Origin of the sequence: Ginsengibacter hankyongi (assembly GCF_008710285.1) — a bacterium.
In the GTDB taxonomy this organism is placed as follows: Bacteria; Bacteroidota; Bacteroidia; order Chitinophagales; family Chitinophagaceae; genus Ginsengibacter; species Ginsengibacter hankyongi.
Genome location: NZ_VYQF01000001.1, coordinates 39,901 through 51,632, shown reverse-complemented (window position 1 = coordinate 51,632; position 11,732 = coordinate 39,901). Strand labels below are relative to the sequence as shown.

At 36.4% G+C, this 11,732-nt stretch carries 10 protein-coding genes and 1 tRNA gene; 5 read left to right on the top strand and 6 right to left on the bottom strand.

Annotated features, from left to right (window positions below; all coding sequences use genetic code 11):
• Nucleotides 1–189 precede the first annotated feature (189 nt).
• Nucleotides 190–274, bottom strand: a tRNA-Ser gene (locus FW778_RS00200).
• A 173-nt stretch (nt 275–447) separates the two neighbouring features.
• Between FW778_RS00200 and FW778_RS00195 the strand changes: the two genes are divergently transcribed.
• Nucleotides 448–1,170, top strand: coding sequence for a phosphatase PAP2 family protein (locus FW778_RS00195; RefSeq protein ID WP_150412568.1), 723 nt, complete (start codon nt 448–450; stop codon nt 1,168–1,170).
• Here the strand turns inward: FW778_RS00195 and FW778_RS00190 are convergent.
• Entirely contained in the window at nt 1,167–1,601 is a 435-nt protein-coding gene (locus FW778_RS00190; RefSeq protein ID WP_150412567.1) for a DUF6526 family protein, read from the bottom strand. The two genes, FW778_RS00195 and FW778_RS00190, sit on opposite strands and share 4 nt — an antisense overlap.
• A 33-nt stretch (nt 1,602–1,634) precedes the next feature.
• Nucleotides 1,635–3,029 carry a D-alanyl-D-alanine carboxypeptidase/D-alanyl-D-alanine endopeptidase gene (gene dacB / locus FW778_RS00185; protein WP_202552008.1) on the bottom strand — a complete coding sequence of 465 codons (1,395 nt, stop codon included), beginning with the start codon at nt 3,027–3,029 and terminating at the stop codon, nt 1,635–1,637.
• A gap of 68 nt (nt 3,030–3,097) precedes the next feature.
• On the opposite strand from dacB, the gene FW778_RS00180 reads away from it, so the two are divergent.
• Together FW778_RS00180 and FW778_RS00175 are read left to right on the top strand one after the other, a co-directional pair.
• Nucleotides 3,098–4,351, top strand: a complete 1,254-nt coding sequence (locus tag FW778_RS00180; RefSeq protein WP_150412565.1) for a CinA family nicotinamide mononucleotide deamidase-related protein — start codon at nt 3,098–3,100, stop codon at nt 4,349–4,351.
• 130 nt (nt 4,352–4,481) lie between these two features.
• Nucleotides 4,482–5,816 (top strand): dihydrolipoamide acetyltransferase family protein, encoded by a 1,335-nt coding sequence (locus FW778_RS00175; protein ID WP_150412564.1) that lies wholly within the window; start codon nt 4,482–4,484, stop codon nt 5,814–5,816.
• Here the strand turns inward: FW778_RS00175 and FW778_RS00170 are convergent.
• Nucleotides 5,813–6,586 (bottom strand): hypothetical protein, encoded by a 774-nt coding sequence (locus FW778_RS00170; protein WP_150412563.1) that lies wholly within the window; start codon nt 6,584–6,586, stop codon nt 5,813–5,815. The genes FW778_RS00175 and FW778_RS00170 overlap by 4 nt on opposite strands.
• Nucleotides 6,587–6,702: 116 nt before the next feature.
• A complete protein-coding gene (locus FW778_RS00165) occupies nt 6,703–8,010 on the bottom strand; it encodes a (Fe-S)-binding protein (RefSeq protein ID WP_235905986.1) in 1,308 nt (435 codons plus the stop codon).
• A 93-nt stretch (nt 8,011–8,103) separates the two neighbouring features.
• Between FW778_RS00165 and FW778_RS00160 the strand changes: the two genes are divergently transcribed.
• On the top strand, nt 8,104–8,601 hold the full coding sequence (locus FW778_RS00160) for a phosphoribosyltransferase family protein (RefSeq protein WP_150412561.1): 498 nt from the start codon (nt 8,104–8,106) through the stop codon (nt 8,599–8,601).
• Between the two features lie 61 nt (nt 8,602–8,662).
• Here FW778_RS00160 and FW778_RS00155 read toward each other — a convergent pair whose 3' ends face one another.
• Entirely contained in the window at nt 8,663–9,679 is a 1,017-nt protein-coding gene (locus FW778_RS00155; protein WP_150412560.1) for a DUF2279 domain-containing protein, read from the bottom strand.
• 76 nt (nt 9,680–9,755) lie between these two features.
• Here FW778_RS00155 and FW778_RS00150 point away from each other — a divergent pair, with 76 nt between their 5' ends.
• Nucleotides 9,756–11,477: a phospho-sugar mutase gene (locus FW778_RS00150; protein WP_150412559.1), complete on the top strand. Its 1,722-nt coding sequence runs from the start codon at nt 9,756–9,758 to the stop codon at nt 11,475–11,477.
• Nucleotides 11,478–11,732 lie beyond the last annotated feature (255 nt).

The window sequence follows — 11,732 nt, the reverse complement described above, 5'->3', positions numbered from 1 at the left end:
ATATTAATAATGAAATACTTGTGTGAAATTGAGTGATCTTTTTAAAGTGAAATAAGACTCCACGAATCACTCACTGGAAAAAGCAATAAAATGGAGTAAATACCGGTAAGCCAGAAAATAAAAAATCCTGTAAAAGCTAGATTCTACAGGCGTTCTTTACTTATAGTTATTTTAAATAACTGATTTCAGCGGAGGGAGAGGGATTCGAACCCCCGGACCTGTAACAGTCAACGGTTTTCAAGACCGCCTCGTTAAACCGCTCTGACATCCCTCCGGCGCAAAAATAAGGTTGCGAAACAGTTCTTCCAAAATTTGTTTAAAATTGTTTTTATCATCGGGGATTTTATCGCGGAATTTATAGTACGATTGTTGTAAGATTTTGTTTTGTGTTATTGAACATAAATTTGAATAGTAGTTTCAACTTATAAATAAATCTGGCAAGAATAGATGGAAAAAATTTCTGAACCCAAATTAGATCGAATTCCTAAAGCGAGGAAAGTATCCTGGATAACCTTAAGGTTCATTATTGCACTTGTTTTATTCCTCGCAACTTTATTTGTTTTTGTGTCCATCACCGATGAAATTGTTTTGGAAAAGGAGGGGGGATTTGACCAGGCTATTTCAGGAGCTATCGCCACATTAGTATCGCCCGTTACAACCTCTTTAATGAAATCCTTTACGTACTTTGGCTCAGAAATGTTTTTATTCCCGGCTTATGTGGTGTTGATTATATATTATATTATTAGAAAAAAAGGCAGGCTGGCACTCGATATCACTATGATAGGACTAAGCAGCACAGGTATTCTTTTTTTATTTAAGGATATCTTTAGGCGACATCGTCCACTTGATCCGCTTATTAATAACGTTACGGGATTTAGTTATCCAAGCGGACATTCATTTTCGTCTTTTACTTTTTTCGGTATTCTTATTTATATCATTTGGCATGCAAATATTCGAAAGCGCTGGAAAATGCTTATTGCATTTTTCCTGATTTTTTTTGCAGCAACTATTGCCTTCAGCAGAGTTTATCTTCGGGTACACTATCCCAGCGATGTACTGGCAGGCTTTTGCCTGAGCGTCGTTTGGCTGATGATTTCAATATGGATTTTGCATAAGACAGACAGGGGAATGGTTGGTGAAAAAAAAAGAAACAGTAAGGTTCCTGCTTAAATCCTGTGATGATCTGGTTTCCAGTTTACAATTGCTTTTTTAATATCATCGGCTTTCATGTTTTCGGTCGCAGCTTTTTCTGCAAGAATAACAAATTCCGTATCATCTGCAAACCGCAATGCAATTATCTGTGATTTGCGTAAACGCTTATCTAATAATTTACCCGTCAAGGCAAAATGGCGAAGATTTTCTTCTGCACGAATCGCCCTGTCCTGCGCCAGAAGTGCAAAGCTGCGTGCATACCATAACGTTATAATGCTGGAATAACTTAACCCGAATATGATGGCTGCAACTAATCTACCAGAATGATGTTGATAGGCTTTGACTAAGTTCCAGGCAGAACCGGCCAGGCATAAAATCAATATAGTTGAAACAATAAAATGATACAAGGGGACGTAGCGTGAATGATGTTTGTAACTTTGAGCTTTCATATTATTTATTTAAGGTTATAGAAATTGAATTAATTATTTTAACAGGTCAAGCAAAGCCCACATTTTTTTTCTCACATCATTAGCATTGCCATCGTAGTTATTTATGATAAAAGAAAAAGTATAGTCGATATTTTTTTTGCTTTTGATAAAACCGGTGTAAGATAACACATCGCTGATTGACCCGCTTTTCATTTTAATACCATTAATGTCAGGCAATGCATTATAAAAAGATGGAAACCAATCCCGCTTTCTCGCATACTGCATAACACTTACCAGAGTTTTTGTGGTAACACGGTTGGCCGGCGAAAGGCCGCTTCCGTCGATGATATTTATTGCGGAAGGCTCAATGCCTTTTTTGCTCCAGAAATTCTTTATAATATTTACGCCGCTATCGGTAGCTCCAACATTCGTAAAGTGGTAGGCAAGTGTTTTTATTAATGATTCTCCGTAAAGGTTAATACTCCGCTGTAAAAACCAATATATTATACTATCCAGGTTAGGAGATTGGTGCGAATAGAAATTGTTTAAACCATTGGTATTGTGTTGAAATGCGGGATGATTCATTGCAATACTTTCAACAGGCATTTTCTTTAAAGCGGCTTCCAGTGTTATCGCCAGTTGCGTCTGAGGATGTGGCATAGAGCCCGAAATACTAAAATGGTTTTCATCAATGGGAATAGTACCTCTTACATAAGTCTCCTTATTATTTTCCGGAATATAGATGTAGGAATTATCGCCGCTTCCTTTTGCTGCAGATGTCGCCATTATTTTGAAGTTGAGTCCATCAATAAATGGGGGCGTATTATTAACATATTGTAACGTATCGCCAATTTTGTTACCTGATTTTAAAAAAAGATCGTATTGATTTTCCCGCCAGTTTAATGCCCTTGCACCGGCTCCATAATAGTTCCCGATATCTTCCCATATCCAGCCATCCGGTATCACTTCGCCTTTCCACGCGCTTTCATCCGCATATACGTGTCCTGTGATTTCGGTTATTCCTTCCCGTGATATCGCTTGTTTAAATTCTGATATAATACTTTCTTCGGCAGTTTCAGGATACCTCCAACTGCCTAACGTGGGGTCCCCGCTTCCTTTGATGATGATATCGCCATCTAATACACCATTCACAATTTTACCAGTATAACCCAAAATGGTTTTATAGATAAAGTTATGTCCAAGCAGTTCAAACGAGGTGCAGGCAGTTATCACTTTCTGGCAACTTGCAGGTGCAAGGCCTGTTTCAGTATTTACGCTTGTAACTGTTTTGCCGGTTGTATTATTAATTACCAATAAACTTATTGTCGCATGTTTAAAAGCTTTGTCTGCCGCGAACTTCTTGTATGCATTGTTGAAAGTATTGGTTACATCCTGTGCAAACAACTGTGTTGAATAAAATGAGATGAATAAAAGAAATAAATTTTTCAAACTATAAATATTTTTATTCAAAACTAAGGCAAAATGGTAATCTTAATTTGGTGGCTTAATTTTGCCTCATGAAAAATGTGAATGCAAGTATTATAACGATTGGTGACGAACTACTGATAGGCCAGGTAATTGATACTAATAGCGCATGGATTGCCCAACAACTTAATAAAATAGGAGTGGCTGTAAAACGGCGTATAGCCGTTGGGGATAGTGCTGTTGACATTGTAGATATATTGGATGAAGAGAGCAAATATTCCGATATAATTTTAATGACAGGCGGCCTTGGACCTACTTCCGATGATATTACCAAGAACGTGCTTTGTAATTATTTTGGAGGGAAAATGGTGGTAAATGAAGGTGCTCTTAAAAATGTAAAATATTTATTCGAGCAGGTTTTTAAAAGACCAATTTCAGAGGTAAACCTAAGGCAGGCTGAAGTTCCGGATGTATGCGAAGTAATTCAGAATAAACGAGGTTCCGCGCCAGGAATGATATTTAATAAAGGAAGAGTTATTTATATAAGCATGCCAGGCGTTCCCTATGAAATGAAAGGTATTATGGAAGAGGCGGTAATTCCATTGTTAAAAGAAAAATTTAAATTACCAGTTATAGTCCATCGTACAATGCTTACTGCAGGCATTGGAGAATCTGCACTTGCAGAAATTATTAAAGATTTTGAAGATGAATTACCTGCTGAAATAAAACTGGCTTATCTGCCAACTTATGGCATGGTGAGATTGCGTTTATCAACAAGCGGCTTTGATAAAAATGCTGTTGAAGAAAATATTGATAAATATTTTAATGATTTAAAACTATTGGCAAAAGATTATTTGGTTACAGATTTGGATGAGCCGATGCAAGTGGTCGTGGGTAAATTATTGAAAGAAAAAAATAAAACCGTTTCTACGGCGGAAAGCTGTACAGGAGGATATGTGGCCCATCTTATCACATCTGTTGCAGGTTCGTCTAAATATTACGAAGGCAGCATCGTTAGTTATTCTTATAATGTAAAAGAATCTGTGTTAGGCGTACACGGAGATACTTTAAATACATTGGGTGCTGTAAGTGAACAAACAGTTGTTGAAATGTTGAAAGGCCTGCTCGGAAAATTAAATACAGATTATGGCGTTGCTATTTCAGGAATCATGGGACCGGACGGAGGAACCGAAGATAAGCCGGTGGGAACTGTATGGATGGCTGTGGGTAATAAAGAAGATTATCAAACACAAAAAATAAATCTGCGTTTTAGCCGGGAAAGAAATATAGAAGTTACAGGGATGATGGCATTGAATTTTTTAAGAAAATTTATTTTGGCTAATTAAATAATTTCAACAGTTGAAAATTTTTATTGGACCATTATTTACGAAAAAATAACGATAAGCCACTTTCGTTTTAAACTTATCCTTTTTACTTAATTTTGACAGTCAACAATTGATCATTTAAAAAACTTATATGAGCCTGGTAGATTTAGTAATGCCCAAGTTAGGAGAAAGCATCATGGAAGCGACCATTTTGAAATGGCTCAAACAGCCGGGAGACAAAGTGGAGCAGGATGAAACAATTCTTGAAATTGCTACCGATAAAGTTGATAGTGAAGTGCCTTCTACAACGGATGGAGTTATTGCCGAATTGCTTTATAACGAAAATGATGTGGTGCCTATCGGGACCGTTATTGCCAAGATAAATACAGATGGGGACGCAGTTAATAATTTTTCTTCAGCGCATGAAGAGCCGGCCAAAAAGATAAGGGAAGACTATGAAGAGGCAAGCATTGTAGAGCATATTCCTTACCAGCCTACAGAAAATGCAGCGCCGGCTAATACAAATTCGTCTATCCGTTTTTACTCACCGTTAGTATTAAACATTGCTGCCGGCGAAGGTATTTCTATGAGTGAGCTGGAGCATATTGAAGGAACCGGGCAGGATGGTAGAGTGAGTAAAAAAGATATTATGACTTATCTGGAGAACCGAAAATCCCAACCTCAACAAAAGCAAACTGAAAGGCCTGTGGCTGCTGTTCACGAGATTCCGGCCACTTCCGCAAAACAGGAATATGCAACGCCCGTTACATTTACGGGCAATGTGGAAATTATTGAAATGGACCGCATGCGTAAGATGATTGCAAAGCATATGGTGGATAGCAAACATACAAGCGCTCATGTTACCAGCTTTGCGGAATGCGATGTTACTAATCTTGTTTTATGGCGCGAAAAAGTGAAGAAAGAATTTGAAAAAAGAGAAGGTGAAAAAATAACCTTCACGCCGTTATTTATCGAAGCTCTGATTAAGTGTATTAAAAGGTATCCGTTGCTTAATAGCAGTGTCGATGTAGATAGAATCATTGTAAAAAAAGATATTAATATTGGGATGGCAACAGCAATGCCTAATGGAAACTTGATTGTACCTGTAATAAAAAATGCTGATCAATTAAATTTAACCGGCCTTACCAAACAGGTTAATGGGCTTGCCAATGCTGCACGTACCGGTAAATTAAAACCAGATGATACTGCCGGAGGAACATTCACGCTTACTAACGTGGGAACCTTTGGGAGTATAATGGGTACACCAATTATTAATCAGCCCCAGGTAGCTATTATGGCTGTAGGAGCTATTAAAAAGCGTCCTGTTGTAATTGAAACCGAGCAAGGTGATAGCATTGCCATCCGCCACATGATGTATATTTCTTTAAGCTACGATCACCGCATTATTGATGGATCGTTAGGCTCTACTTTCTTGAACGCGGTTGCGAAGGAATTTGAAAATTTTGATTCAAAAAGAAGCATTTAAAATTGATAAGCATAAGATTTATTCAACGCTTCCCAATCCAAAAATGAAAAAAGTTGAATTAAGTTATCATCATTTTTTGAATCTAGTTTATGCGTAGAGCCGTAAGACTTAATCTGATCAGAAAACTTCGGAAGTTTTTTCCTTAAGTTTTTTACAGTAGGATTTATCCCAAGATCGATCATTATATTTTTGTTGGGTAAAAAAATGAAGTACTGCTGATAAAGGTAATATACGCGTCGGGTGGCAACACCGTAGTCATACGTCTCATGAACTTTTTTATTTAATAATTTTAATAATTTGAAGGATGTTCCTCCAAACAATATTTCGTAGAATGTGAGACTGTCGTTTTCGTTTATAATTGGAAAACCGTTTTGAAACCTAAAGATTTTCTCTTTATCTGAATCTTCTGCGAATTCAAATAAAAAGGCTTTAACCGGATAATCAACGGAGTAAATTTTATCTTCTTTTTTAAAAAATAACCTGCCGTTATATAATGAAAAACCCACAGTAGAGTCAGAAAAGGTTAGGCCGTTTTTTAAATGTAGTATTGCAAATCCCCATTGATCTTTAAATAGTGGGGAACCACCAATATCGCCCCGATCTCCTATAGGTATTGACGTTCCACTTGCATCATGAAATTCAAGATTATGAGGAATACCGTCATCTCCCATTAATTTTAAGCTCAGTTGTGCACTACCTGTTTCTGAAAATAAAATACATATTGCAACAAAAACTGCATTAAAATATTGTTTAAAAAATTTATTATTCATGAGGAAGTTTTTAGGCTAAACATTTCTTGGCCGAAAGTTTAGAACACTTAGCTTTGACTCACGTGATTAACACTTACTAAATTTACAAATTCCGGAAATAAGAAGAGATTAAATATTTACAACTCACTTGTCCACTTATCTCTTTCATCCGGGCTGAATTTCCAGGGAGCAAAATTATTTTCAATGTTGCTGAACATGGTATTCCATTCCGCCGGAGCGTTGCTTTCTTCCATTACTAATGAACGGCGCAATTCAAAAATAATATCGAGTGGACTGATACTAACGGGACATTCTTCCACACAGGCATTACAAGAAGTGCAGGCTCGTAGTTCTTCGGTGGTAATGTAATTATGTAGAAGGGTTTTGCTATCATCTTTAAAAGATCCATTGATTTTAATATTCTTTCTCACTTCTTCCATTCTATCTCTGGTATCCATCATAATTTTTCTTGGATTCAATAATTTACCGGTGATGTTGGCCGGACAGGCGGCCGTGCATCTTCCACATTCAGTACAGGTATAGGCATCCAATAAATTTTTCCAGCTTAAATCGAAAATATCTTTAGCGCCGAACTTTGGCGTTTGCGCCTCTCCGTTAGCAGGCGCCAGTTCGGGTTTAAACATATATTGAACTTCCTTCTCCACGCTTTCCATATTTTCCATTTTACCTTTTGGCTCCAATGATTTATAATAGGCATTTGGGAAGGCAAGTAAAATGTGAAAATGTTTGCTGTAAGGCAAATAATTCAGAAACGCAAAGATGCCTGTAATATGCAGCCACCAGCAAGTACGCTCAATTCCAGTTAATGATAAAGAAGAAAGATTTTGCAGAGAAGGCGCAAGCAAACCGGATAAAATAAAATTGCCGTGATCAAGATAATGGGGATTTCCCTGTAACTGTAAAGCCCTGTCTGCTGAGTTCATGGTTAAGAATAAACTCATTAGAATGATCTCAGTAATTAAAATTAAATTAGCATCTGTTCGTGGCCATCCATCCAATTCATGCTTCATGAAACGTTTTAATTTCAAAACATTTCTCCTTATTAAAAAAACAACACAGGCTAATAAAACACCTATTGCAAGTATTTCAAAAAAATCAATAACAAAAGTGTAAAAGCCGCCCAACGGATTTGCAAACATCCGATGTGTTCCAAAAACGCCATCGAGTACAATTTCCAATACTTCAATATTAATAATGATAAATCCGGCGTAGATTACAAAATGCATCATGCCAACAAGAGGATAGCGAAACATTTTTTTTTGCCCTAAAGCCAACAGCAATACATTTCTCCATTGTTTGCCGGAATCACCTGATAAATCTTCATCATGCCCTAAATTAATATTGCTGTATATTTCCTTAGCCTTTTTAGCAAACAATACAATAGCGACAGCCGTTAACAGTATAAAAAGAATTTGCTGTATCATTTCCATAAATAAGATATGATGCTAAGTTAACGGTTTGAATTGTTTTATTGTTCAAATGCTGCGGAGTATTTATTTTCATAAAAAATATTGATTATGGCTTCTGATAATTTGATTTTAACGGCAGAAATTGCCCGGAAAAAATTGCAACGAATGGCATTTGAAATCATTGAAAACAATATAGGGGAAAACGAAATAATTCTTGCTGGTATAAAAGACAGCGGTCTTATTATCGCAAATATTATCAAAGCATTTTTGCAGGACGTTTTCAAGGGAAAAATTTCAGTCATCGAAATTGATATTGATAAAAAAGATCCAAAAAAAATATCACTTTCGGGCTCAAAAAACTTTGATGACGTAGTTGTTATCGTTACCGATGATGTTGCCAACTCCGGCAGGACTTTGCTATATGCACTGAAACCGTTTATGGAGTTTTATCCCAAAAAAATACAGGTATTGGTATTAGTTGAAAGGAGCCATAAGGAGTTTCCTGTGGCGCCCGATTATGTTGGTATGTCGGTTGCCACTGCAACTGATGAAAAAATTATTGTCGAAACAAACGGTACTGAAATATTAGGAGCAAAATTGGTATAGAACAATTTTAAAACTGATTTAATATGTGAAAATTCAGGTAATCGCTGGCTAAAACTAGTTTTTAAAATACAATCCAATGTCCTTTAAAACTTCCATTAGAATATTCTAACGTTGGCGCCGGAAACTTAAAAGCATCCAGTACAGCAAACAAAATCTTAAGTCCTTTTTTATTAGTCCTGATTTTTGAAAAATCAACATCAGGTGATAGATACCACTGCCTGTAACGTTTAATATCACTGCGGTCAAAAGTTATATTTCCATTTGCATCGTGAGCTATATTACTTCTTGCTCCAAACATTCCTTCAGCCCCATATCCAATTGAAAAGGATAACCATCGTGGAAGTTTTGTATCCGGAAAAAATGATTTAATATTTGCACTTAGCCAGTAGCTCTGCCCATTGTAATCTTTTATAAATCTTTCAATTTCTGTTTTGCCATAAATAGCATCGGCTCTTTTGTCAAGGTCAGCTTCGCCATAATTTTTCCTGTGAAAGGAAAATTTGAGTTTTATTCTTTGATCATCCCATGCAAATTCCTGGGCTATAAACATTCCTGAACCAACAATGTTTGCAGTAAAATCACCAGGGCTAAATCCGTATTGGGAAGAAAAGCCATCAAGAACTTCAATAATAGATTGATAGGCCACGCCGCTTAATCCTCCCAACCATATTCTTTCTTTTCTTGGTAAACCTGCCCATCGCCATGCTTCCATGCTTGCACGGCTTTCAGTATATGCGCTATATACATGGCCTACTTTATCAATTTGGAGCCATTCTGCATCATCATTAAAAAAATGAAATCCTGATCTTGGATATTTCGCATACCATTCTGCGTTAAGCGCTATGAGCAATGCGCCATAACCAATAATATTTGCAGCTGTAACAAAGCGTATTCTTTTTTTGTTATACGGATAATTCGTATGTTCCTGAAAACTATCATTAAAAGTCTGCAGCTTATCTAAACTAATATCAGGCTTAAAGTTATACTGCGAATAAACAGAATTGAACGGGGCAAAGGAGGCAATAAACAAGCATAAAAAAAGCCAGTGTTTCCTGTAGTTTTGCAAAATATACATCATACAAAAATACGTTTATTGCATATTGATGGTTTCAAATAATCAAAAATGAATATCTTCAAATTGTAAAAAAAAAGAAATGGAAGCAAAAACAGAAAATAAAATTAAAGAGTGGTTAACCGGGGACTATGATGAAGCCACAAAAAATGAAATTATTCATTTACAAAAAGAGGATCCATCACAACTTGAAGATGCTTTTTATAAAGATCTTGAATTTGGCACGGGTGGACTGAGAGGTATTATGGGTGTTGGCACCAACAGGATGAATACTTATACAGTTGGAATGGCAACACAAGGATATGCGAATTATTTGAGGCAATGTTTCGATGACGTAAAAGTTGCTATTGCGCATGATAGCAGGAATAACAGCCGCAAGTTTGCAGAAATTACTGCTAATATATTTGCAGCAAACGGCATAAAAGTATTTTTATTTGAATCGCTGCGACCCACGCCGGAGTTGAGTTTTGCGATACGCACGTTAGGCTGTCAAGGCGGTGTTGTTTGTACTGCATCGCACAACCCAAAAGAATATAACGGTTACAAAGCTTATTGGGATGATGGCGCTCAAATGGTTTCTCCTCATGACGAAAATGTAATTACTGAAGTTGAAAAAATTAAAAGCCTTGGCGATGTAAAATGGAAAGGCAATGAAGAAAACATTACCATTATAGGAAAAGATATGGATGATAAATACATTGAAATGGTGAAGAGCCTCAGTGTAAATCCGGCAGCGTGTAAAGCGCAGCATGATCTTAAAATTGTTTACACTCCCATTCATGGTTCTGGTATTATGTTGGTACCACAAGCATTAAAAGCATTCGGGTTTGATAACGTTCACATTGTTGAAGAGCAGGAAAAGCCAGACGGAAATTTTCCAACAGTTGGATATCCGAATCCTGAAGAAAAAGCAACGATGAGTATCGGGTTGAACAAAGCAAAAGAACTCGATGCGGATATTTTGTTAGGCACCGATCCTGATGCAGATCGTGTAGGCGCCGGCGTTAAAAATGAAAATGGCGAATGGGTTTTATTAAACGGGAACCAAACCGCTTTGCTCGTTTTTAATTATATAATTGAAGCGAGAAAAAATAAAGGAGTTGCGAAGCCAAATGATATGGTGATAAAAACAATAGTTACCACCGATATGATTGATGAGATAGCAAAACAAAATAACATTACCTGCTATAATGTACTAACGGGCTTTAAATGGATTGCCGCAATGATTAAAGAAAAAGAAGGCAAAGAAAATTATGTTGTTGGAGGTGAAGAAAGTTTTGGATTAATGATAGGCGACCAGGTGCGTGATAAAGATGCCGTAAGCGCAGTTGCAATGATAAGTGAGATAGCTGCAGTTGAAAAAAGTAAAGGGCAAACCTTGTACAATAAATTAGTTGACCTCTATGTGAAGTATGGATTTTACAAAGAAGCCCTTATCTCTATTACAAAAAAAGGAATGAATGGCTCTAAGGAAATTGCTGAGATGATGGAGGGCTATCGTAACAATCCTCCCTCAGAAATTGCAGGAAGTCCTGTTATGGAATTGTATGATTATGATCAACAGTTAATGAAAAATTTAAAAACAGGGGAAACTAAAAAAATTGAACTTCCAAAAAGTAATGTATTGCAATTCATAACCGAAGATGGAAGTAAAATTTCTGCAAGGCCCAGTGGAACGGAGCCTAAAATAAAATTCTATTTCAGTGTAAATATGCCTTTAAAAAATAAGGAACAGTTTGAGGAAGCTAATCAAAAACTGGAAGCAAAAATCAAGCAAATCATTGCTTCCATGCAACTCAATTAATGCATCTGATGAAGATTTCAGGAGGTTTTTGTTGATAAATAGTCTAACGAGGCACATTCCATAAGGCTTATCCAAGTCTGTTTCTCTTGAGCCATTTACTAAATTAAGGATGCCTTTTAATAAATTTTTTATTAAATGATAAAAAATGAATTTTTATAAGGTATTATAAATAAGCGTTTTATGCCGTTTTAAGTTTCTGGCAATATTTTTGCATTATGTAGCCCAATATTCCTTGAAAAGTTATAAAATCCTAAT